Origin of the sequence: Shewanella sp. SG44-6, from assembly GCF_014164185.1 — a bacterium.
Lineage (GTDB): Bacteria > Pseudomonadota > Gammaproteobacteria > Enterobacterales > Shewanellaceae > Shewanella > Shewanella vesiculosa.
On sequence record NZ_JACJER010000014.1, the window covers coordinates 33,661 to 58,204 of the forward strand.

A 24,544-nucleotide genomic window follows, 5' to 3' on the forward strand; every position below is an offset into this window, starting at 1 on the left:
TTCATCGATATGGATTAATAAGAGTATCACTATGTCTGTCGAACAAATCATTACCGATAAATTGAATCACGCTTTTGCGCCATTGCATCTAGAGGTGATTAATGAAAGTAACCGTCATCATGTGCCGCCTAATTCAGAAACCCATTTTAAAGTGGTTGTAGTTAGCGATCAATTTAGCGAACAGCGTTTACTTGCTCGTCACCGTTTGGTTAACCAAGCACTTGCAGACGAATTAGCCAACGGTGTACATGCCTTATCTATCAATGCTTACAGCCAGCCAGAATGGCAAGCTTTAGATGAAGTACCTAAAACGCCTAACTGTAAAGGCTAATGTTTCTCACTTTGTCTAGTGTATAAAAAACCTCACCGATGACGTGAGGTTTTTTGTTTTTGTCGTAAATCAGTTGTATTTGTCACTCGTTATGAATATGTTACAGTCATGGAGTAGAAGAGCCTGATTGATAAAGGATATAGACATGGGCAAGGTGGTACCAATCTGCTGGTTAATGGTTCTTATATTACTATTTGGCTGTCAACAAGAGGCGCCAGCAAAGGCAAACTCTGTTTCTCAAACTGATTTACTCCCTCATCAAGTTATTAAATGGCGTTTAGCAACCTCATGGCCGAAAAACTTGCCCGGTTTAGGCATGGCCCCAGAACGATTTGCGCAGTTAGTCAAACAAATGTCAAACGGACGTTTAGTGATTACGGTTTATGGCGCCGGAGAGTTGATGCCTGCATTATCGGTTTTTGATGGTGTAAGTAACGGCACCATTGAAATGGCGCATAGCGCTTCATATTATTGGAAAGGCAAAGCTCCCGCCGCGCAGTTTTTTTCATCAATTCCTTTTGGTTTAACCGCACAACAGATGAATGCATGGCTTCATTATGGTGGTGGGATGGCATTGTGGGATGGCATTGTGGGAGGAAGTTTATCAGCCTTTTGGCGTGTTACCGTTAGCAGGAGGAAATACCGGCATGCAAATGGGCGGCTGGTTTAATAAAGTCATTGCAACACCTGAAGATTTTAAAGGTCTTAAAATGCGCCTACCTGGCATTGGGGGCGAGGTGCTTAAGAAACTGGGTGGTGTTCCTGTTGATGCGCTAGCTGGCAGGGAATTATACAGCGCGCTTCAAACCGGGGCTATTGATGCTGCTGAGTGGGTCGGACCTTATAATGATTTATCGCTAGGTTTGTATCAGGTGGCTAAGTACTACTATTATCCAGGCTGGCACGAGCCTGGATCGACTATGGAATTTCTCATTAACAAGCAGGCTTTCTCTGCCTTGCCTGAAGATTTACAAATGATGGTTAAAGTTGCGGCAAGTGCCATTAACCAAGATATGTTAGATGATTATACTCAAGGCCATATTGCTGCCATGGACGTATTGCTTAACGAACACAATGTCCAAGTGAAAGCTTTTCCCTATAGTGTTATGCGAGCATTAAAAAATGCCCGAGATGATGTCCTTAATCATGAAGCGGCTAAAGATCCGCTATTTAATAAAGTATTAGAGTCATATATCGCTAATGAGAAGTCTGTGAAACGTTATTTTAGTTATACCGAAGATGCGTTAAGTCAGTTTGAAATAGATGAACAACATCCGCAGTAAACTCTGACTGTGACAATGCTGGAATAGTGATAGTATCTGGTTATTAGGCTTTATATTGTCAGATTTTTAAATTTATTTTGGAGAAAGCAATGCCTTTATTAGACAGTTTTACCGTAGACCATACACGTATGAATGCGCCAGCGGTTCGTGTTGCTAAGCATATGAGCACGCCAAGTGGCGATGCTATTACTGTATTCGATTTGCGTTTTTGTGCACCCAATAAAGATATCCTCAGCGAGCGTGGTATTCATACGCTTGAGCATTTATTCGCTGGCTTTATGCGTGATCATTTGAATGGTGATGGTATTGAGATTATTGACATTTCACCTATGGGATGTCGCACAGGTTTTTACATGAGCTTAATTGGTCAACCGACAGAAAGTAACGTTGCTGATGCTTGGTTAGCAGCCATGATTGACGTCACAAATGTGATTGATCAAAAAGATATCCCTGAATTAAATGAGTATCAATGTGGCACATACGAGATGCACTCATTAGAACAAGCTCAAGATATTGCGCGGATGATTATTGCTGCTGGCGTAAGCGTTAACCAAAATGATGATCTCAAACTGAGTGATGAAATTTTAGGTAAATTATAATTCAATTGATTAACTCGGTAATCATAAAGCGGCTTTAGCCGCTTTTTTTGAAAATAGCACATCTCAATGTCGAGTAAACGTTAAAAGTACGCTATTTTTATGTGAAAAAAACCGTTATTGTGATGCTTATGTTTTAGTTAGTAACTTGTCAAATTAAGCGATTTTTGCGTGAACAGACACATATACGGAGATTAATATGTCTAACCACCCATTTAGCCTGTCAGTGATAGCCACCGCAGTGCTTTATGTTTGCTATTCAACCAATGCTGTTGCCGAAACGGTAACAGAGTCTATTGATAAGATTAATAATCAACTTGAGTTGCAGCAGTCATCAATAAGCCAATATCATTATCGTCAGAGTGATATTGTGCTCGGTTTGGCGGGCGCAACAGTATTACCTGCTACACCACATCAAAATGTGATGTTCACCCATGCGGGTGCCACAGACGGTGTTGCTATTTTACAAGATGGAATCTTCTTTTCTCCGGCGCCGTATTCAGGACAGCATCTAGTATTGCAACCTAATTTGTTGCATCAACAACAAGTATCCTTTACGGGGATGACCAGTGTCACCGAAAGCTCTGAAGCCGCTTTTGGTAAATTGGATTATCAGTCTGTACAAATTAGCCCTAAAAAAGCTGCAACTGATGTTAACCTTGAAGGCAGTGATAATAGCGCCATCAATGGTGGTGTCATAGTGAGTGGCACTTCAAAAGAATCTGGTATGTTACTGGCGGTTGATTATCAATCAGCGTCAGACGATGTCGGTTATCGTATTTCGCAAGAGGCCGATACCACCCAAAAAGATATTTTATTTAAAATAGCAGCCAAAAGTTTACCTGGTGCGCGCAACCAACAGACTACCGAATTCAGTTACCAGTATTCATCGCAAGACAGTGATCGCGGAAACTTAGGGCTAACCTCTGCAGATTTCGCCTTAAACCCGACTGCCTTATATTCCGCATCCAGCACAGATAACACAGATGGCGAACGTCAACGTTATGTACTCGCTCATAAGGTGATATTGTCAGCGACGTCAACCATGGATACTGATTTTTACTATCAAACCTATTCGCAACAAACTCAAGAAATGCGTTTTGTTGATGGTGTGCAGATTGATAATGACTCACTAACTGACATTGCGACGTTTGAAACATCACCCACTGTCGATGGCATGAACTTAGGCGCGTTAACGCAAAACAACGACTTTGCTGGCTTTGGTGTGCAAACTAAAGGTGTCACTATGTATGGTCAACATCAAGTGACTTATAGTGCACGTTATCACACCGACAAAGCTGAAATGCGTTTAGGTCAACGAGATTGGTTATGGGGCAATGATTTGGTACTTTTGCCCACCACAGACAATGAATATGCCCTAACATATACTGACGATGCTTCAGCTTTTTCATCTGCGGTAGATACCAAATTAAATTATGGTCAGTGGTCTGTTAACCTTGGTTTAGGTTATGAGCATGTCAGTGTTTCGCGCGAGCTTGGTGATGTAAATACGAGTCTTAATGCTGCTGATTTTTCTGATGATGGCTGGTTGCCATCTATTGAAGTGGCTTATCAGAGTGGGCCTTGGTTAGTCGCGTTACAAGCCAAACAAGCTTGGACCGCCGCATCAGCTGGCAATATTGAGCAAACGGCGCAAGAAGCACTGCAATATCAATTAGCGTTAAGCTATCAACAAGATGCTTTATCGATTGCCATGACGGCTTATATCCATGATTACGATAGCCAGCATGTGAGCTGTTTGCCGGGCATGGTATGTGATTATGAGCAAATATCATTACAAGAGAATATTAAAGATGTCTCAGTTGTCGGCGCAGATTTGAGCATAGCCTATGGCGTTAGTTTTGATAGTTTTTCAATTCCTCTTAAAGCCAAATATCAATATACCCAAGCTGAAACAGATAATGCTAATTGCAATGAGTTGATGGGATGTTTTGCTGCTAATAGTCAACTACCTTGGGTACCTGAACAACAACTGACCTTAAGCTCAGGTGTTGTTTATGGCGACTTTTCTATTATGGCTCAAGCCTTGTATCAATCTGAATTAGGTTATCAAGGTGGCTTCACAAATGAGCGTGCTATCGATAGTCAATGGAAAGTTGATATCGCCGCAACTTACCGTTTGACTGAGCAGCACGAGCTGTATGTTCGTGTAGAGAATTTGTTAGACGAAGAGTTAGTGGCAAATCGCACTGTAATGGGATCCCAAGGACAGTCTGAAATGACGACTTACTTTGGTTATCAAGGCCATTTCTAGAGAATCGTTTATAGGCTAAGGTAAGCTGTAGACATAGTCGATCACAACTGATGTGACTTTGATGTCAAAATACCAATACTCCTCAAGTGATGACTCATTTGGGGAGTATTATTTATGTCACAATTGTTCTCGTGGTTGAACAGCTGAAATTTATTTCTTTAAAATTAATGCGATAGTTTTTTTATCAGATTTTCGTATACGGCATAACCTTGCAGGTTCTTATTCGTTCAGTCTGATCTAAAAATCATTTAACAAAGTAATGTATTGGTATGAAAACACCTATAATTTTCGTGGCGATAGTCTCATATTTGCGGTAAAATGCGCGCGACCAGCGTGATTACGATCGCATTTTCGAGTTAAATCTGCGCTAGCTCAAACGTGAGGCATTTGTTAATGCTTTGTTTTTGCAGCGGAACGTGGCGCATTGTCTTTCCTTCAAACGTAGTGCTTGTGGATATGATTACAATTAAGAAAGGATTGGAACTGCCTATAGCAGGCGGACCAGAGCAAGTTATCCATAATGGCCCAGCCATTAGACACGTAGCGACTTTGGGTGAAGAGTATATTGGCTTACGTCCAACGATGAAAATCAAAGTGGGCGATAAAGTACAAAAAGGCCAAGTTCTTTTTGAAGATAAAAAGAACTTAGGCGTTAAATATACGGCTTTAGCCAGTGGTACTATTTTAGAAATCAACCGAGGTGCAAGACGTGTACTTCAGTCAGTTGTTATTGCTGTGGAAGGTGACGATAGCGTTACTTTTGCTCAATACGATGCTGATAAGTTAGACACGTTAGACGTACAAGTTGTTCGTGATAATCTGATTGACTCAGGTTTGTGGACTGCTTTACGTACACGCCCTTTCAGTAAAGTGCCGGCTGTAGATGCTACTGCTGCAGGTATTTTTGTTACTGCAATTGATACCCAACCTCTTGCTGCCGATCCTGTGGTAGTCATAGCTCAACATAAAGAAGATTTTGCTAACGGCCTTAAGGTTCTAGCACGATTGACTGAAGGTAAAGTTTACCTATGTAAAGCACAAGGTGCCGATATCCCAGCAGCCAATGCTCAAGTCCAAGAGTTTGCGGGTAAACATCCAGCAGGCCTTGTGGGTACGCATATTCACAACGTTCTTCCAGCTTCAGCAACTCGTACTGTGTGGCATATTGGCTATCAGGATGTGATTGCTTTTGGTCAACTGTTCACTCAAGGTGTATTAAACACTGAACGTGTGGTTGCAATTGGTGGTCCTAAAGCGAAAAAACCTCGTCTAGTTCGTACCGTTTTGGGTGCAAGCATGACTGAACTGACTGCTGATGAAACAGTTGGTGATGGTGTTCGTGTGATTTCGGGCTCAGTGTTAAGCGGTCGCACAGCGGTTGGACCTCAAGCTTATCTGGGGCGTTATCATCAGCAGGTGAGCGTACTGGAAGAAGGGACAGAAAAAGAATTGTTCGGTTGGGCTATGCCTGGCGCAGATAAATTCTCTATCACTCGTGCATTCTTAGGCCACTTAAGCCCATCGCGTCTATTTAATATGACCACTAGCACCTGCGGTTCAGACCGTGCAATGGTACCTATTGGTAACTATGAACGCGTGATGCCTCTAGACATTCTACCTACTATGCTACTTCGTGATTTACTCTCTGGCGATTTTGACGGCGCAGCCCGTTTAGGCGCATTAGAGTTAGATGAAGAAGATTTGGCATTGTGTACGTTCGTATGTCCAGGTAAGTATGACTACGGTTCATATTTGCGTGATTGTTTAGATACGATCGAGAGGGAAGGCTAATGAGTTTGAAAGATTTTATCGAACGTATTGAGCCGCAATTTGAAAAAGGCGGCAAGTACGAAAAGTGGTATGCCCTTTATGAAGCGGCTGCCACAGTATTTTATACTCCGGGTAAAGTGAACAAAGGGGCAACCCACGTTCGCGATAATGTTGACCTAAAACGTATCATGATTACGGTTTGGGCATGTACATTCCCAGCAATGTTTTTTGGTATGTATAACGTAGGCTTACAAGCTCAAGTCGCGATGGCAGCCGGTTTCGGTACGCCAGATGTTTGGCAAGTTGGCTTATTTGAGTTATTTGGCGCTCAACTTACTGCAGACTCTGGCATTACGTCCTTGATGTTCTACGGTGCGTGCTTCTTCCTACCTATCTACGCCGTGACTTTCATCGTCGGTGGTTTTTGGGAAGTGCTATTTGCATCAGTGCGTGGTCATGAAGTTAACGAAGGTTTCTTTGTTACCTCGGTACTATTTGCTCTGACTTTACCGGCTACTATTCCATTGTGGATGGTTGCACTAGGTATTACCTTCGGTGTGGTTGTAGCGAAAGAAATCTTTGGCGGTACAGGGCGTAACTTCTTAAACCCTGCATTGGCTGGTCGAGCTTTCTTGTACTTTGCCTACCCATTAAGCATGTCTGGTGATACTACTTGGGTTGTTGCTGATGGTTATTCAGGTGCAACAGCATTAAGCCAAGCAGCACAAGGTACGTTTGACTATGCCTCAACGGCTAACTGGATTGACTCTTTCATGGGCTTCATTCCTGGTTCAGTCGGTGAAGTCTCTACCTTTGCTATTTTACTCGGTGGTCTGGTTATCATTTATGCCCGCATTGCCTCTTGGCGAATTGTCAGTGGTGTTTTCTTAGGTATGGTTGCTATTGCGACTTTACTTAACATGATTGGCAGTGACACCAACCCGATGTTTGCAATGCCTTGGTATTGGCACTTAGTGTTAGGTGGATTTGCATTTGGTATGATGTTTATGGCGACAGACCCTGTTTCTGCGTCGTTTACTAATACCGCTAAGTGGGCATACGGTTTCCTTATTGGTGCAATGGTAGTGTTTATCCGTGTGGTTAACCCTGCATTCCCTGAAGGTATTATGTTAGCTATTTTGTTTGCTAACCTATTTGCTCCTTTATTTGACCACTTTGTCGTACAGTCAAATATCAAGCGGAGGATTGCTCGTGGCTAGTAATAAAGATTCGTTCGGAAGAACGCTATTTGTTGTTGTCGGCTTATGTCTTATCTGTTCAGTACTGGTTTCGACCGCTGCCGTGGTGTTAAAGCCTATTCAGCAAGAAAATAAGTTACTCGATAAGCAAAAGTATATTCTTGAAGCGGCGAGCCTGATAAATACCAAAGAAGGTAAAGTCACCAAGAAAGAAATCCTAAGCAAGTACGAACAATATGTTGAAGCTCGCTTAGTTGATCTTAAAACCGGTGAGTTTGTTGAAGGTAATGCTAACCTTTACGATCAACGTAAAGCGTCTCGTGATACTGACACTTCGTCTGTGCCAGAAAACGATATTGCCTCGATTAAACGTGTTGCAGATACCGCAGTGGTTTACCTTGTTCATAATGATGAAGGTAAACTGACTAGCGTCATTCTTCCTATTCACGGTTATGGTTTGTGGTCAACCATGTATGCACTTTTGGCACTTGAAGCTGACTTAAATACAGTTCAAGGACTTGTTTACTATGACCAAGGCGAAACGCCTGGTTTAGGTGGCGAAGTTGAAAATCCAAAATGGAAAGCATTGTGGAAAGGTAAGCAGTTATTTGATGCGCAAGGCAATCTGGCGATTAGTGTAACTAAAAACCCTGTAGTGGCGAGTTCTGTTCATGGTGTTGATGCACTTTCCGGTGCAACACTTACCAGTAACGGTGTACAACACTCATTGCAGTTTTGGTTAGGTAAAGAAGGTTTTGCAAACTTTATCGCTAAAGCACACAACGGAGGGTTAAGCTAATGGCTGACGCTAAAGAACTTAAACAGGTTCTAACCGGACCTATTATCAATAACAACCCAATTGCATTGCAAATTCTGGGTGTGTGTAGCGCACTTGCTGTGACCAGTAAGTTAGAAACAGCATTGGTAATGACGATTGCATTAACTGCGGTAACAGCGTTTTCTAACCTGTTTATCTCACTTATCCGTAATCATATTCCAAGCAGTGTGCGTATTATTGTACAGATGACCATTATTGCTTCGTTAGTGATTGTGGTTGACCAAGTATTACAAGCTTATGCCTACGCTATTTCTAAGCAGTTATCGGTGTTCGTTGGCTTAATTATTACTAACTGTATCGTAATGGGTCGTGCTGAAGCTTACGCAATGAAAACCCCGCCTATGATGAGCTTTATGGATGGTATCGGTAACGGTTTAGGTTACGGTGCAATTCTATTGTCTGTCGGCGTAGTGCGTGAACTATTTGGTAATGGTTCATTATTCGGCGTAGAAATCCTCAGTAAAATCTCTGACGGTGGTTGGTATCAACCTAACGGTTTATTACTGCTACCACCGAGTGCATTCTTCTTGATCGGTGGTCTGATCTGGTTGATCCGTACGTATAAGCCAGAGCAAGTTGAAGCAAAAGGGTAAACGCAATGGAACATTATATTAGTTTATTAATTCGCTCCGTTTTCATTGAAAACATGGCGCTAGCGTTCTTCTTAGGTATGTGTACTTTCTTAGCAGTATCAAAGAAAATCACTACTGCGATGGGCCTAGGTGTTGCAGTTATCGTGGTACTGGCTATTTCGGTTCCTGCTAACCAAATTATTTATCAAGGTCTGTTAGCTCCAGGTGCTCTAGCTTGGGCTGGTTTCCCTGATGCTGATTTGAGCTTCTTGAAGTTCATCACCTTTATCGGTGTGATTGCAGCACTTGTGCAAATTTTGGAAATGGCTTTAGACAAGTATTTTCCACCTTTGTACAACGCGTTGGGTATTTTCTTACCTTTGATTACCGTGAACTGTGCAATTTTCGGTGCAGTATCTTTCATGGTAGAGCGTGATTATAACCTTGGCGAGAGCGTAGTATTTGGTATTGGCTCTGGTATTGGTTGGGCGTTAGCAATCGTATTGCTAGCCGGTATCCGTGAAAAGATGAAATATTCTGACGTGCCAAATGGCTTACGAGGCTTAGGGATTACCTTCGTTTCTGCAGGTCTTATGGCTCTAGGTTTCATGTCATTCTCAGGTGTTTCTCTGTAAGAGTCACTGAGACGACGCATTAATTTGAACCTTTAAGGATAAGTGAATGGGTATTCTTGAATCTACTCCACTAGAAGTCTATCTAGGTGTGAGTATGTTTACTGTGATTGTCTTGGTTTTGGTGTTAGTGATTTTATTCGCTAAATCAAAACTAGTGGCAAGCGGTGATATCATTATTGGTATTAACGGCGACGCAGATAAAGCAATTAAAACAGGTGCTGGCGGCAAGTTACTTGGCGTTTTAGCAGACAACGGCATCTTCGTATCAAGTGCTTGTGGTGGCGGTGGCTCATGTGGTCAGTGTCGTGTGAATATTAAGTCTGGTGGTGGTGATATTCTGCCAACCGAACTTGATCACATTAGCAAGGGCGAAGCTCGTCAAGGTTGTCGTTTATCTTGTCAGGTAAACGTTAAATCTGATATGGAAATTGAACTTGATGAAGAAATCTTCGGCATCAAGAAATGGGAATGTGCTGTTATCTCTAACGATAACAAAGCGACGTTCATTAAAGAACTTAAGCTGCAAATTCCTGATGGCGAGTCTGTGCCTTTCCGCGCCGGTGGTTACATTCAGATTGAAGCGCCTGCTCATCATATTAAGTATGCTGAGTTTGAAGTGCCTGATAAGTATCGTGGTGACTGGGAACACTTTGGTTTCTTCAAGTTAGAGTCTAAAGTAGACGAAGAAACCATTCGTGCTTACTCTATGGCTAACTATCCAGAAGAGTTTGGGATTATTATGTTGAACGTGCGTATTGCTACGCCACCGCCACGTAATTTAACCTTGCCTTGCGGTAAAATGTCTTCATATATTTGGAGCTTAAAAGCCGGTGATAAAGTGACTATTTCTGGTCCATTTGGTGAGTTCTTTGCTAAAGATACCGATGCAGAAATGGTATTTATTGGTGGCGGTGCAGGTATGGCCCCGATGCGCTCACATATTTTTGACCAATTAAAGCGTCTTAAATCTAAGCGTAAGATCAGTTTCTGGTACGGTGCGCGTTCTCAACGTGAAATGTTCTATGTAGAAGACTTTGATGGCTTAGCGGCTGAAAATGAGAACTTCAAATGGCATGTCGCGTTATCAGATCCGCAAGCAGAAGATAACTGGACTGGTTATACTGGATTTATCCATAACGTATTGTATGAAAACTATTTACGTGACCATGATGCGCCAGAAGATTGTGAGTTCTACATGTGTGGACCTCCAATGATGAACGCAGCTGTTATTGGTATGCTAAAAGATTTAGGTGTCGAAGACGAAAATATCTTATTAGATGATTTCGGTGGTTAATGAGTTAACCCATAACATCGACATGTAAGTCATGAGATTGCAGCAGTGCAGACAGGGTGGTTAAACACAGGTCTCGCATGCTGCAATTTTTTTTGTTCATTTAATACAAGTGTAAATTTGAGATGACTGTAAATTCAATCAAGTTACTGCTATTGCCAGCGGTTTTATTATTTGTGAGTGCATGTAGCTCTCCAGAGCCTATTATTTCATTATCTGGCAGTACAATGGGTACCACTTATCATATTAAAGTGGTCAGTAATAAAAGCTTACCCGAACCACAACTACTGCAAGCTGAAATTGACATGGCATTGGAGGTGGTTAACGATCAAATGTCGACTTACCGTCCTGACTCAGAACTGTCTAAGTTTAATCAATTGCAGGTGCAGCAGAGCGTTAGCGTCTCGGCCGATACAATTAAGGTGATTAAAGAGGGCATGCGTCTTTATAATGAGACTGATGGTGCATTAGATATCACTTTAGGCCCAGTGGTTAATTTATGGGGATTTGGTCCCGATAAGCGCCCTATATCAGAACCTACTCAAGCTCAAATTGATGCAGCAAAAGCTAAAATGGGCATACATGAGCTGTCTGTAAACGGTTTGACATTAACCAAGCATAATGCAGATTTGTATGTCGATTTATCTTCAATTGCCAAAGGTTTTGGCGTCGACAAGGTTGCCGCTTTATTAGATAAATATCATGTATCTGGTTATTTAGTTGAAATTGGTGGCGAACTGAATGTCAAAGGAACTAAGAGTGATAATACCCCTTGGCGAGTAGCTGTAGAGCAACCAACCAGCGAAGGTCAAGCGGTTCAGCAAATCATTGAACCTGGCACTATGTCATTGGCAACTTCGGGTGATTATCGTAACTTTTATCAAGAAAATGGTGAGCGCTTCTCACATTTAATTGATCCTCGTACCGGCTATCCAATAAAGCATCAATTAGCTTCAGCAACCGTGTTACACTCTAGTTGTATGACCGCAGATGGATATGCAACGGCCATGATGGTGTTAGGTACAGAGGCTTCATTGGCGTTAGCTAAAAAGAACAATTTAGCGGTAATGTTGATAGAGAAGCAAGAGCAGGGATATCAGGTCTATTACAGTGATGCGTTTAAATCGTATCTTAAGTAGCTTGCTTATTTTTAAACTGGTTGATTGAGCTACTAATTTATTGAACCAGTTTACCCTAATCTGAATGAGTCAATAGGAGTTTGTGATGAGTACATTTATTGCAGCGTTTGTGGTTTTATTATTATTTTTTTGCTAATGTCCATTGGCTATATCGTAAAGAAAAAAGCGGTAGAAGGCAGTTGCGGTGGTTTAGGTGTTTTAGGTATAGAGAAAGCCTGTGACTGTGATGATCCATGTGATAAACGCAAACGCCGTATGGAAAAAGAGCAAGCTCGAAATAAGTTGCTTAACCAAAATCGCATTATTTAACCTCGTTAATTATTTTAAGCTTAGGTTATTTCACTAATGCTTTGTAAAGAGCCTTCATTTTGAAGGCTTTTTTTATGCTTGAGTATTGCTGGTCAGTTACAAAGCTTAGTTATAATGATAATGGTTATCAATTGTAAGTGTGTGAAAATAAAGGATAATTTGCATTTTACCCTATAGTGTTTTATTCTGTTTGTAATTGATCAAGATCACATTACTTCTCGAGGACACTACTATGAAAGGTCATCCTAAAGTCATCAGCCAACTCAATCGTGTACTTACTTGTGAGCTGACCGCTATTAACCAATACTTTTTACATGCTCGTATGTTTAAGCATTGGGGATTGGAAAAGCTTAATGAGAAAGAATATAAAAAATCGATTGAAGACATGAAGCATGCTGACAAGCTGATTGAACGTGTATTGTTTCTTGAAGGTTTACCTAACCTACAACAGTTAGATAAATTGCGTATTGGTGAACATGCTGAAGAAATGCTTAGCTGCGATCTCACTGCGATAACGGAACAAATTGCCATTTTGCGTGAAGCCATTAAGGTATGCGAAACTCAGCAAGATTATGTTAGTCGCGATTTAATGGAAGATTTACTCGAAGATGAAGAAGAGCATTTAGATTGGATTGAATCACAACAAGAGCTCATCACTCAAACGGGTATTCAAAATTACCTTCAATCACAAATTAACGATTAATAGGACATTATTATGAAAGGTCATCCAGAAGTCATCGATGCGCTCAATAGTTTATTAACCGGCGAATTATCTGCTATGGATCAATATTTTGTCCATGCTCACATGTATGAGGATTGGGGATTTAACGAACTTTATACCCGTATTCTACATGAATCAGACGATGAAAAATTACATGCAGCTAAGTTGATCCAACGTATTTTATTTTTAGAAGGCACTCCAGATGTTGCCAGTCGTGAAGCGCTCAACATAGGTAAAGATGTGCAACAAATGCTACAAAATGATCTTGCATATGAATACCATGTGGCTGATCATTTACGTAAGGTTATCGGCTTATGTGAGCAAAAGGCTGATTACCAAACCCGTGAAATTTTAGAGGTGTTATTAGATGACACTGAATCTGATCATATGTATTGGTTAGAAAAGCAATTAGGTCTTATTGAACGTATTGGTTTACAGAACTATTTACAGACTAAAATGTAACGACTTAGTCGACACGTTACATGTTAGTAAAGCCCAACTCAGTTTGGGCTTTTTTGTGTTCGTGAGACAATGATTGAATACTGTTTTTATATACAGTATCATTGTTTTTAATTGAGTAAATGATGATGGTTATAGAATGCGTAAAATCATTCACATCGATATGGATTGTTATTTTGCTGCAGTAGAAATGCGAGATTTTCCTGAATTACGAGGAAAGCCCATTGCTGTTGGCGGCAGAAGTGATCGTCGCGGTGTGATAAGTACCTGCAGTTATGAGGCCCGCAAATTTGGCGTGCGAAGTGCTATGTCTAGTTATCATGCACTGCAGCTGTGCCCGCAGTTAATTTTAGTGCCAGGGCGCATGGATGTATATAAATCGGTGTCTGTGCAAATACGTGAGATCTTTCATCGATACACAGATCTTGTCGAACCCTTGTCTCTAGACGAAGCTTATCTTGATGTGACTGATTGCGATGCTCACCAAGGCAGCGCCACGTTAATTGCCAAGGCTATTCGAAATGATATATTTGAGACCACAGGTTTAACCGCCTCAGCGGGTATTGCACCGATTAAGTTTTTAGCTAAAATCGCTTCCGATTTAAATAAACCCAACGGCCAATATGTCATCACTCCTAATCAAATTAGTGATTTTGTAAAAGATCTTCCTCTGAGTAAAATTCCTGGCGTCGGTAAAGTCACTTCAAAAAAGTTAGCTGATATTGGCTTAACCACCTGCTACGACGTGCAACAGTATCCAAAAGCGCAATTAATTGAGGTATTTGGCAAATTTGGTCATGTATTAGCTGAGCGATCACAAGGGATAGATCCAAGACAAATTAGTCCGCATCGGGTACGAAAGTCTGTTGGGGTTGAAACTACGTTAGCCAAAGACATTTTTACCTTAGAGCAATGTCGTCAAGTATTACCACAGCTGATTCAAGAACTGAGTGCTCGGGTTCATCGCAGTGCTAAAGATAGACAGATCCACAAGCAAGTTGTGAAGCTGAAATTTAATGATTTTAAACAGACCACCATCGAACATCGCAGTGATGAAATGTCGATTAATTTGTTTCATGATTTACTGCAACAGGCTTTGCTGCGCAGCCAAGGGCGAGGTATTCGCTTATTGGGGGTTAGTGTTGGTTTAGCTGATACAACATTGGCTGTTACAGATAATCCAGTGGCACATATTACTCAGCTTGATTTGCAGTTTTAAAGGTTAGAGTTGCAATGAAAAACGCTCAAGTCTAAAACTAAAAAACGACATTTCTGTCGTTTTTTGGTTTTACGCATAAATCATCGCTACTGATTACGCTTCTTTAGCTGGAATACGCTCTAATACGGCAAGTAGCAATTCCCAGTACTGACCAACAGTGGTGATGTTGACCATTTCATCAGGGCTATGTGGATAGCGAATAGTCGGCCCAATAGAGACCATGTCCATTAGTGGATAAGGCTCTTTAAATAAACCACATTCTAGACCTGCATGGATAACCATCACGGTTGGATCTTTTTTATAAATATCGTTATAGGTGTCTCGCACAATTGCCATTACAGGTGAGCTAGTATCTGGTTTCCAACCCGGGTAAGCACCGCTTAAATCAATGCTAGCACCCGATAGGTTTGATAGTGCGGTTAGCATACCGGTGACTTCTTCACGACCTGAATCAATTAATGAACGAATAAGGCATAATATTTCTACGCTTTCATCTTCAGTGCTGATAACGCCTATATTTAGTGATGTTTCAGTGACGCCTTCCACTTCATCACTCATGCGCATTACACCATTAGGGCAAGCATGTAATAAGTCGATTAAGGTATTTTGCGCTTCTTCGCCCATGACTTTGGTGGGTGCATCTATGGTGGCTAAGCTCAGTAGCATGCCTGGGTCTGCAACGGCTAATTCTTCACGAACTAGGGCTTGGAACGATTCAATGGCTTGCTTTAGTGCGTCAATATTTTCTACTGGTAGCATAAATTGCACGTTAGCTTCACGCGGAATGGCATTACGCAGCGAGCCACCACTAAAGCTAACTAGCTCTAGGGCTAATTCGTCACTGTATTTAAACAAAAAGCGCGCTAATAACTTATTAGCATTACCACGTCCAAGGTGAATGTTAACCCCAGAGTGACCGCCTTTTAATCCTGACATGGTCAGTGAAAAGCTGGTGTTGCTTTGTTCTGGTGCTTGCCAAGACATTGGTACACTTATCTGTGCATCAACACCGCCGGCGCAACCCATGTAGATTTCACCTTCTTGCTCAGAGTCGGTGTTGATTAAGATTTCTGCATCAAGGTAACCGGCTTCTAAACCAAAAGCGCCCGTCATGCCAGCTTCTTCATCAATGGTGAGCAGTACTTCGAGTGGCCCGTGCTTAATGTCTTTACTGCCTAAAACAGCCAGCGCCGAAGACATACCAATACCGTTATCAGAACCTAAGGTTGTTCCTCTAGCTTTAACCCAATCACCGTCTACATAAGCTTCAATCGGATCGGTTTCAAAGTTATGTACTTTGTCGGCATTTTTTTGCGGCACCATATCAATGTGCGCTTGTAACACCACTATTTTACAGTTTTCCATTCCTGCTGTGGCAGGCTTACGGATGATCAAGTTACCGACTTTGTCTTCAACAACCGCAAGGCCTTGAGCTTTTGCCCATTGCTGAATATGTTGTGATAACGCATGTTCATGCTTTGATGGATGTGGAATAGCGCAAATTTGTTCAAACCATTGCCATAGAGGCTGAGGATATAATTGAGTTAATGCAGTCACGAAACGCCCTCTAAGATGAAATCAAGTCGATATACGACACAGAATATAACTGCAATTATTTTAACATATTCTGCGCAGTTACTTGATATTGCGATACCGATTTGCCAAGGTTTAGTCCACAAATCTGTAAATAATTATGAACCCACTAATTTATCTGTATTCCTAAAGAGTAAGGATCTTGTATGACCCAAGTGAATAAAGCGGTTACCGCGTTCCAAGTGCCAATTATTGATGTCACAAGTGATGGGGCTATTTTTGAAGGCGAAGGTTGGGACGCTGTTGTCGTGATAGCGACGAGTTTAGCTGAGATTAAACAAGATGAAGTGAGTTTGCTTGCTGCACACGCCCGCCAAATTGATATGCGTGTCGGTAAAAGTGCCACGCTCCTTTTTGCACCAGGGTTGGCCGGTGGTCGATTGATCATCTCTCCAGTGGCTGATAGCGGCAATGAGTATAGCGATGTGAGGATTTTTGCCAAAGCTGCTCGAGAGGGGATTGCCATTGCTAAAGCCGCAGGTGCCACTAAACCTTTATTAGTTGTACCAAGCGTAACTGACAAGCGTTTTGCTAATGCTGAACAAGTTGCCGCACTGGCGTGTGGACAAGAGCTTTGGCAACCGTTAGAAGCACGAGAAGCAAAGTCTTTGCCACCGAGTTTAACCGCGATTGGACTATTGAATACCGCCACCCATAGTTTATTACTTAATGCGGCAGAGTCTGGACGAGTATTGGCGCGCGATCTTTGTGGTACAGAACCTGAGCGTATGTCGGCTATTGGGTTTGCACAATATTGTGTTGATGCTTTTGCTGATAGCGGTTTGGCTGTCTCTGTGATTGATCAAGCCGAGCAGTTAAAAGCGCAATATCCATTATTAAGCGCTGTTGGCAGAAGCTCTTTTGATGTGGCTCGTCATCATCCACGAGTGGTAAAGCTTGAATATGTTGGTGAAGGCACTATTACCAAAACCTTATTCTTTGCAGGTAAAGGCGTGGTTTACGACACTGGTGGCGCTGATATTAAAGTTGCCGGGTCAATGGCTGGCATGAGCCGTGATAAAGGTGGCGCAGCTGCGGTTGCCGGTTTAATGAAGGCGCTATCGATACTTAAACCTAAAGGGATCAAAGTGGTCGCCGAGCTTGGATTAGTGAGAAACAGTATTGGCAGTGATGCATTTGTTACCGATGAAATTATTGCCAGTCACGCAGGTGTGCGAGTCCGTATAGGTAATACCGATGCTGAAGGGCGTTTAGTGCTAGCCGATTTGTTATCCCATTTACGTTTACAGGCTCAAACTGCGGTGAATCCAAAATTGTTTTCGGTGGCGACGTTAACCGGTCATGTTGTACGAGCCTACGGTGGTTACCCTGCATTAGTTGAAAATAGCGTGGCTAAAAAGCAAGGTGTTGCAGCAACATTAGCTGAAGTGGGGCAATTATGGGGGGAACCATTTGAGGTTTCACAATTACGTCCAGAAGACTTTGATAAAGTTGCCGATAAAAATGGCGCTGCAGATGTGATGTCATCGAATAATGCTCCGTCTTCAATTACGGCTCGTGGGCATCAATATCCTGCCGCTTTCTTGATAAAAGCGTCTGGATTAGCCGAAACACAACTGGCATTTACCCATATCGATATTGCAGGCAGTGCTGTTGAGGGCGATCCTCTCTACGGAAAGCCAACTGCAAGCCCTTTGGTTGCTTTATTACAGTTTTCTTTTTTGTAGGTGTCGCGCGATTAAGCTGTTGTAATTAATGGTATTATTTTAAATATAACATGCCGATAACAATGAGTTAACATGGTTATAATCAGAAATTATTGTAATTAAATCACTTTTAATGAAGTTTTTGTGAATTAAAGCAAATAATACTTGTAATTAAATTACAGTTTTGTATAATTCATTTCGTCGGCAAGGAATATCATTGCCGGCTCTAGTTAATCCAGGATGGATATAGCCTCCAAGGATCTGAGTGACAAGTTGTCTCAATGGATTTGAGAAATGTACGTTCCAGGGAACCGAGCCAAGCTTTACTAGGTTTATGCAACTTAACTTTATTCAGGAGAAGACCATGTCTTATACAGGTAGCAGCAAATTTTATTGGCAAAACACTTGGTTTGCTGATGTGACAGTTTTACGTGGCGGTATATTCGCCATGAAACGTTAAGAATTGACCCTCTTTACGTCGTTTTAATATCCATCAACCTTTTGTTCGTCTCGTTTGACGGTTTAGACAAGGTGATAAACTAATATATTTATTACCACATCACATTCAGTGGTGCTAGCTTTCCTTTCCCCATACGGAATGCTTGTAACATGTCTGCCTACTCTTTTGAGTAGGCTTTTTTTTACCTGAAATTTAGCCAATTGGTTAGTGCGTTATATAAAAAACTGAAATCTTTCAATAAAAAGGCAATTGATAGCTATCAAGGTCGTAAGTACTTATAATTTCCCGCTGATTCACACCTATCCTGCGTAAAGATGTCGGCTTAGCATGTAAGCATGCCTTATCCTCATCTGTAACGATTAAAACGATAAACTCAACGTTAACCTTTGCCCAAGGACCTTCGCTCCATGTTAGAAAAATTATTTAAACTTAAACAACACAACACGAGTCTTAAACAAGAAGCGATAGCCGGTCTTACTACTTTCTTAACCATGGCCTACATTATTTTCGTCAACCCTATGATGCTTGCTGATGCAGGAATGGATCATGGTGCGGTATTTGTTGCCACATGTTTAGCCGCTGCCATAGGGTGCTTAGTTATGGGCTTATTGGCTAATTACCCTATCGCATTAGCGCCTGGTATGGGGCTTAATGCTTTTTTCACTTACACTGTAGTAGGTGAAATGGGTTATAGCTGGGAAACGGCCCTTGGTGCGGTGTTCATGTCTGGAGTGTGCTTCTTAATTCTATCTCTAGTTAGGATCCGCGAGTGGATTGTTAACTGTATTCCTATGTCATTGCGATTTGGTATCGCGGCAGGTATTGGTTTATTTTTAGCATTAATTGGCTTAAAAAATGCCGGCATTGTTGTGGCAAGTCCTGCAACATTAGTGACTATGGGTGACATTACCTCATTTCCAGCCTTGATGGCGGCGTTAGGTTTCTTCTTAATTATTGCTATGGTGCATCGTGGCCTGAAAGCGGCAGTTATTTTTAGTATTTTGATCGTGACGGCTCTCGGCATGATTTTTGGTGACGTACAGTATCAAGGCTTAGTTGCTATGCCACCGTCTATTGCACCGACATTCATGAAAATGGACTTGTCTAGTGTATTAGAAATTAGCATGTTATCTGTCGTCTTTGCTTTTTTGTTTGTTGATTTATTCGATACATCCGGCACCTTAGTTGCTGTTGCACAACGTGGTGGATTACTGGATGAAAAAGGCCGCTTGCCGCGAGTTAAACGTGCATTAACAGCAGACAGTGTTGCCACCATTACCGGTGCGGCATTGGGTACATCAACGACGACTAGCTATATTGAAAGTATTGCAGGGGTAAGTGCTGGCGGCCGCACAGGTTTAACCGCTGTGGTGGTTGGATTGTTGTTTGTTGCGGCGTTATTTTTATCGCCGTTAGCTGCTATGGTGCCAGCTTATGCAACAACTGGTACCTTGTTTTACGTGGCTATTTTAATGATGTCGGGTCTGGTGAATGTTGATTGGGAAGATATAACGGAAGCCGCTCCAGTGGTGGTGACATGTTTATTAATGCCGTTAACTTTCTCTATTGCCAATGCTATTGGCTTTGGGTTTATTTCTTACGCTGCAATCAAATTGATGACAGGACGTTTTAAAGATTTAAATTCAGGTATTTTAGTTGTAGCAGCATTGTTTGTGGCGAAATTTATTTATAGTTAATCCTTTGCCCATCAATAGGGTAAATGGTTATAAATTGGCTAAGGCCAAAACAAAAAAGGGCTATTAGCCCTTTTTTTGTTTTTCTAATAAGGCGCCAATAGCCAAGCTATTTAAGCTTAATGAAACTGAGTTAGCAGGATTAGAGACTGTTTGATAACCATTTATTAACCTGAAAATAGTTAATCTCGATAAATATTCCACTATTAGCGGCTTTCACTATGAATTATCGAGTGAATTGGGTATAAAAATGAACTGAATATTTTTTGCAAGCTGAGTGAGATAAATGGGTTATCGCCGCGTAGTAGTTAAGTTAGGCACCAGCGTGCTGACATCTGGCAGTAAAAAGCTCGATAAAGCACATATGGTTGAATTGGCCAGGCAAATGGCCTCGCTTATGCGTTCAGGCGTTGAAGTTGTATTATGTACATCGGGCGCAATAGCTGCTGGGCGAGAGCATTTACATTATCCGGTGTTGCCCGACACTATGGCGAATAAACAGTTACTTGCAGCTGTAGGTCAAAGTCAGTTAATTTTGGCGTGGTCACAATTGTTCAGTATTTACGGCTTACATGTTGGCCAGTTATTGTTAACTCGTGCTGATTTGCAAGATCGCGAACGTTATTTAAATGCCCGTGACACTTTAAATGCATTATTAGCTCATAATATTATCCCGATCATTAATGAAAATGATGCCGTTGCCACCAATGAAATTAAGGTGGGTGATAATGATAATTTGTCCGCCCGTGCAGCCTTGCTTTGCGATGCTGATTTACTGATCTTACTGACTGACCAAAAAGGCTTATTTGATGCCGATCCGCGCACGCATCCAGAAGCACAGTTGATTAAACAAGTTGTTAATATCGACGACAGTTTGCGTTTGTTAGCTGGCGGTTCTGTGTCTGGACTTGGAACGGGTGGTATGGCAACCAAACTAGAAGCTGCCGATGTGGCTCGCCGTGCGGGTATTGAAGTGGTCATCGCTTCCGGTCATCATCCTGATGTTATCGCCAGAGTAGCGGCTAGAGAGTCTGTTGGTACTCATTTTAGTGCCATAGAAAATCCATTAGAAAGTCGCAAGCAATGGATCCTTGCCGGCCCAGCTTCGCAAGGTAAATTAGTCATTGATGCTGGAGCATCGGTTGCTGTAGTTGCTAATGGTCGTAGCTTATTGTCTAAAGGTATTATTGATGTAGAAGGTCATTTTGAGCGCGGTGCGACTTTACTGATCGTGAATCAAATCGGTAAGATTTTGGCTAAAGGCATTAGCCGTTATTGTGCCAATGATTTAATTAAAATTAGCGGTAAACACTCTGATGACATAGAAAGTTTACTCGGCTATAACTACGGGGATGCCGTGGTTCATCGCAATGATATGGTCGTACTCGATAATTAAGGATAAGCAGATGTCAGCCACAGAAACAGAATATTTAACCCTACTCGGCCAACGCGCTAAGGCTGCCAGTTTTATCTTAGCGAGTTTAACGGCAAAACAGAAAAACCTGTTGTTAGCAACTATTGCCGATCACTTAGCTCAGCGAAAAGATGATATTTTACAAGCCAATGCACAAGATATCATTGCTGCGAAGCAAAGTGGTTTAACCGAAGCCATGATCGATAGGTTGATGCTGGACGAAGGACGGCTTGGCGGGATTATCGCTGACATTGATAATGTCATCGCCCTAGCTGACCCTGTCGGTAAAGAAGCTGAAAGTCGAGTATTAGATAACGGCTTACGCTTAACACGTCGCAGTGTCCCATTAGGGGTAGTGGGAGTGATTTATGAGGCTCGGCCAAATGTCACCGTTGATATTGCTGTGTTAGCGTTAAAGACTGGCAATGCTGTGATTTTGCGTGGCGGTAAAGAAACCCTGACCTCCAATAAAGTGCTAAGTGAAGTCATTCGAGATGCACTCGTGAGCCTAGATTTACCTAAAGATGCCGTGCAGCTTATTGATTCACCTGAGCGTAGTCTTGTTAGTGGTTTGCTCAGGCTCGACAAATATGTCGATATGATTATCCCCCGTGGTGGACAAAATCTGCAGCGGTTGTGTGCTGAACAATCGAGTATTCCAGTTATTCTAGGTGGGATTGGCATCTGTCATTTATTGGTTGATAAACAGGCCGATTTAGTCCGTGCAATTGATGTGATTGCTAACGCTAAAGTGCAACGCCCAACAGTGTGTAATGCCTTAGATACATTGCTAATACATCAACAGGTAGCCGCTGAATTTATTCCAAATATTGCCTCACATTTACATTCGCTTGGGGTACGTTTCCATGCTTGTGCCATTGCCTTACCTTATCTTGACGGTCTAGGTTTTGATGTTACTCCAGCGCATGATGAGTCGTTCTCAACTGAGTGGTTATCACTTACGTTAGGGATCAAAGTGGTCAATGATATTGACGAAGCCGTGGAGCATATTCGTCAATATTCAACAGGACACTCTGAGGCTATTTTAACGGATAACATTCACACAGCGAGCGACTTTATGAATCAAGTTGATTCCGCTGCAGTGTATGTGAATGCCAGTACTCGTTTTACAGATGGTTCACAGTTTGGTCTTGGCGCAGAAGTTGCCGTGAGTACCCAAAAATTGCATGCTCGTGGTCCCATGGCGTTAGATGCTTTGACGACTTATAAGTGGCTCGCCTGGGGCGATTATACTTGTAGACAATAACTGATTGGGTGATGGTATTCATGATAATAAGGGCGCTGTTAAGCGTCCTTATTATTGATAATTTGTGAATGTAGAGCTGGTTTTTGACAATCAAATAGCGCATTACATATTATAAATAAGATGGCTTGGCATTGCGGATTCATTCAAGCGTTCATAGGTGGTTAACAACCAAATCACAAAAAATGCTCCGGTCATTAATATGGCTACAATTCTAAATGCTTGAGCGTATTCCATTACATAGGTGAAATAGCGACGCTGTACCGCATTGGTCATAAACGTGGCTATCAGTGAAAACACGCTTAAATACATCGCTGGATATTGAGTGGAGCTCATGCCACAAAACTTTTCATAGATAAGGATTAATGCTACAACGATTAAAATAATAATGCGTATTTTACGTTCCGTGTTATCACTTAAATTCCATCTTGGCAGTCCCATTGCCTACTACCTCTTCAATTAATTGCATTTTGATTGTTTTCTAAGCATCCTTGATACTTTTATAACTTTAGTTGTGTTTTTATCAAATGAATAGCGTTATTTAATGCTTATCTGTCGCTGTTTAATATCCTGACAATAAGTTCTGCTGATAGGGTTAGCTAATATGAGGAGGATTAAAACATACCCGAGTGCCTATTCTCTCTGAGTTAGCTGATGTTAGCCATCGGTAAACTCGGCTGCAAAGGTCAGTCATCAGTGCCTAAGTAACGTTGGATTATTTGAGACTAATATTCGAGCAGTTCATGCTGTTATAAGACGTAAAAGGCTTAAGGGGTAATAGTAAAGACATGGCAGAGCTTGCGCCTTGCTACAGCTAACCAAAATAAAATAAACAGGCGGTTTAGCCTCACATTGCAGTGGTAAGCTCGACAATACAATTATTTAAGCTGTTGTTGTTAGTTGAAGAGAAAACCCCTTCGCTCATTGATGCTGCGTCAATAATATCAGTAAAACACGATAAATTTTTAGCATTCCCCTTGTAATTCACTTTGCTGTCCCAATATAGGTATCAAGGCTGATATGAGTGGTTAATATGAATCTCAAGTTAAGCAATAAAATGCTTGAAATACTGGTTGTTCATCCCCATATCAACATCAAATAACATATTTGCGACGAATAACGTCAATTTCGGAGGACCCCATGGGCAAAATTATTGGTATCGATTTAGGCACAACAAACTCGTGTGTAGCAGTCCTTGATGGCGGCAAAGCACGCGTAATTGAAAACGCAGAGGGTGATCGCACAACCCCTTCAATCATCGCGTACACCGATGATGAAATTATTGTTGGCCAACCTGCTAAGCGTCAAGCTGTTACTAACCCTGCAAACACATTTTTTGCGATTAAGCGTTTAATCGGTCGTCGTTTTAAAGACGATGAAGTGCAACGTGATGTGAACATCATGCCATTCAAAATTATTGGCGCTGATAACGGTGATGCATGGGTTGAGTCTCGTGGTAATAAAATGGCACCACCACAAGTGTCGGCTGAAATCTTGAAAAAGATGAAAAAGACAGCTGAAGACTTTTTAGGTGAAGAAGTGACTGAAGCGGTTATTACTGTTCCTGCTTACTTTAACGATTCACAACGTCAAGCAACTAAAGATGCTGGCCGTATCGCAGGTCTTGATGTTAAGCGTATCATCAACGAACCAACAGCTGCTGCACTTGCCTATGGTATCGATAAGAAGCAAGGCGACAACGTCGTTGCCGTTTACGATTTAGGTGGTGGTACCATTTTATTACCACGAGACTCAACCCATGCATCACCGTTATCAGCGCCAATAATTTTGAATGGCATGATGTTCACATCACGT

20 protein-coding genes and 2 pseudogenes are annotated in these 24,544 nt (G+C 41.8%); 20 read left to right on the forward strand and 2 right to left on the reverse strand.

Annotated features, from left to right (window positions below; genetic code table 11):
• Positions 1-31: 31 nt before the first annotated feature.
• The 15 genes and pseudogenes from H5185_RS04420 to dinB all read left to right on the forward strand — a co-directional run bounded on the left by H5185_RS04420 (position 32) and on the right by dinB (position 14,637).
• Positions 32-331 carry a BolA family transcriptional regulator gene (locus tag H5185_RS04420; RefSeq protein ID WP_124015667.1) on the forward strand — a complete coding sequence of 100 codons (300 nt, stop codon included), beginning with the start codon at positions 32-34 and terminating at the stop codon, positions 329-331.
• Positions 332-476: 145 nt separating this feature from the next.
• A pseudogene (locus H5185_RS04425) lies at positions 477-1,614 on the forward strand (TRAP transporter substrate-binding protein).
• Between the two features lie 89 nt (positions 1,615-1,703).
• On the forward strand, positions 1,704-2,213 hold the full coding sequence (luxS, locus tag H5185_RS04430; RefSeq protein ID WP_124015669.1) for an S-ribosylhomocysteine lyase: 510 nt from the start codon (positions 1,704-1,706) through the stop codon (positions 2,211-2,213).
• 196 nt (positions 2,214-2,409) lie between these two features.
• Positions 2,410-4,485 carry a TonB-dependent receptor gene (locus H5185_RS04435; protein ID WP_182741462.1) on the forward strand — a complete coding sequence of 692 codons (2,076 nt, stop codon included), beginning with the start codon at positions 2,410-2,412 and terminating at the stop codon, positions 4,483-4,485.
• Positions 4,486-4,941: 456 nt separating this feature from the next.
• Positions 4,942-6,276, forward strand: coding sequence for a Na(+)-translocating NADH-quinone reductase subunit A (locus H5185_RS04440; RefSeq protein WP_182697845.1), 1,335 nt, complete (start codon positions 4,942-4,944; stop codon positions 6,274-6,276).
• Positions 6,276-7,475: an NADH:ubiquinone reductase (Na(+)-transporting) subunit B gene (locus tag H5185_RS04445; protein WP_124015672.1), complete on the forward strand. Its 1,200-nt coding sequence runs from the start codon at positions 6,276-6,278 to the stop codon at positions 7,473-7,475. The genes H5185_RS04440 and H5185_RS04445 overlap by 1 nt, the downstream gene beginning before the upstream one ends.
• A complete protein-coding gene (locus tag H5185_RS04450) occupies positions 7,468-8,253 on the forward strand; it encodes a Na(+)-translocating NADH-quinone reductase subunit C (protein ID WP_124015673.1) in 786 nt (261 codons plus the stop codon). The genes H5185_RS04445 and H5185_RS04450 overlap by 8 nt, the downstream gene beginning before the upstream one ends.
• Positions 8,253-8,885, forward strand: a complete 633-nt coding sequence (locus H5185_RS04455) for an NADH:ubiquinone reductase (Na(+)-transporting) subunit D (protein WP_011636426.1) — start codon at positions 8,253-8,255, stop codon at positions 8,883-8,885. Before H5185_RS04450 ends, H5185_RS04455 begins: the two co-directional genes overlap by 1 nt.
• 5 nt (positions 8,886-8,890) lie before the next feature.
• The gene (gene nqrE, locus H5185_RS04460) at positions 8,891-9,499 is read left to right on the forward strand and encodes an NADH:ubiquinone reductase (Na(+)-transporting) subunit E (protein WP_101085796.1); all 609 of its coding nucleotides are present in this window, start codon (positions 8,891-8,893) and stop codon (positions 9,497-9,499) included.
• A gap of 46 nt (positions 9,500-9,545) precedes the next feature.
• Complete coding sequence (gene nqrF / locus H5185_RS04465) at positions 9,546-10,793, forward strand: NADH:ubiquinone reductase (Na(+)-transporting) subunit F (protein WP_124015674.1); 1,248 nt, start codon at positions 9,546-9,548, stop codon at positions 10,791-10,793.
• Between the two features lie 122 nt (positions 10,794-10,915).
• A complete protein-coding gene (locus tag H5185_RS04470; protein ID WP_124015675.1) occupies positions 10,916-11,929 on the forward strand; it encodes an FAD:protein FMN transferase in 1,014 nt (337 codons plus the stop codon).
• A gap of 85 nt (positions 11,930-12,014) precedes the next feature.
• Positions 12,015-12,238 (forward strand): annotated as a pseudogene (nqrM, locus tag H5185_RS04475) ((Na+)-NQR maturation NqrM).
• 232 nt (positions 12,239-12,470) lie between these two features.
• Positions 12,471-12,941, forward strand: a complete 471-nt coding sequence (gene bfr / locus H5185_RS04480; RefSeq protein ID WP_124015677.1) for a bacterioferritin — start codon at positions 12,471-12,473, stop codon at positions 12,939-12,941.
• Positions 12,942-12,953: 12 nt separating this feature from the next.
• Entirely contained in the window at positions 12,954-13,421 is a 468-nt protein-coding gene (gene bfr, locus H5185_RS04485; protein WP_124015678.1) for a bacterioferritin, read from the forward strand.
• A 136-nt stretch (positions 13,422-13,557) separates the two neighbouring features.
• The gene (dinB, locus tag H5185_RS04490; protein ID WP_182722054.1) at positions 13,558-14,637 is read left to right on the forward strand and encodes a DNA polymerase IV; all 1,080 of its coding nucleotides are present in this window, start codon (positions 13,558-13,560) and stop codon (positions 14,635-14,637) included.
• Between the two features lie 93 nt (positions 14,638-14,730).
• On the opposite strand, the gene H5185_RS04495 is transcribed toward dinB, so the two are convergent.
• Positions 14,731-16,194: an aminoacyl-histidine dipeptidase gene (locus tag H5185_RS04495; protein ID WP_182741463.1), complete on the reverse strand. Its 1,464-nt coding sequence runs from the start codon at positions 16,192-16,194 to the stop codon at positions 14,731-14,733.
• Positions 16,195-16,376: 182 nt separating this feature from the next.
• Here H5185_RS04495 and H5185_RS04500 point away from each other — a divergent pair, with 182 nt between their 5' ends.
• The 4 genes from H5185_RS04500 (at position 16,377) to H5185_RS04515 (ending at position 22,732) form a co-directional block, all read left to right on the forward strand.
• Positions 16,377-17,918, forward strand: coding sequence for a leucyl aminopeptidase family protein (locus H5185_RS04500; RefSeq protein WP_182741464.1), 1,542 nt, complete (start codon positions 16,377-16,379; stop codon positions 17,916-17,918).
• A gap of 846 nt (positions 17,919-18,764) precedes the next feature.
• Positions 18,765-20,054 carry an NCS2 family permease gene (locus tag H5185_RS04505; protein WP_182741465.1) on the forward strand — a complete coding sequence of 430 codons (1,290 nt, stop codon included), beginning with the start codon at positions 18,765-18,767 and terminating at the stop codon, positions 20,052-20,054.
• 283 nt (positions 20,055-20,337) lie between these two features.
• On the forward strand, positions 20,338-21,447 hold the full coding sequence (proB, locus tag H5185_RS04510) for a glutamate 5-kinase (RefSeq protein WP_124017659.1): 1,110 nt from the start codon (positions 20,338-20,340) through the stop codon (positions 21,445-21,447).
• A gap of 10 nt (positions 21,448-21,457) precedes the next feature.
• Complete coding sequence (locus H5185_RS04515) at positions 21,458-22,732, forward strand: glutamate-5-semialdehyde dehydrogenase (RefSeq protein WP_182697851.1); 1,275 nt, start codon at positions 21,458-21,460, stop codon at positions 22,730-22,732.
• Positions 22,733-22,834: 102 nt separating this feature from the next.
• Here the strand turns inward: H5185_RS04515 and H5185_RS04520 are convergent, their stop codons facing one another.
• On the reverse strand, positions 22,835-23,170 hold the full coding sequence (locus H5185_RS04520) for a hypothetical protein (protein ID WP_124017657.1): 336 nt from the start codon (positions 23,168-23,170) through the stop codon (positions 22,835-22,837).
• A 699-nt stretch (positions 23,171-23,869) separates the two neighbouring features.
• On the opposite strand from H5185_RS04520, the gene H5185_RS04525 reads away from it, so the two are divergent.
• Positions 23,870-24,544 (forward strand): Hsp70 family protein (locus H5185_RS04525; protein WP_259396159.1); only part of this gene is annotated, 675 nt, incomplete at its 3' end.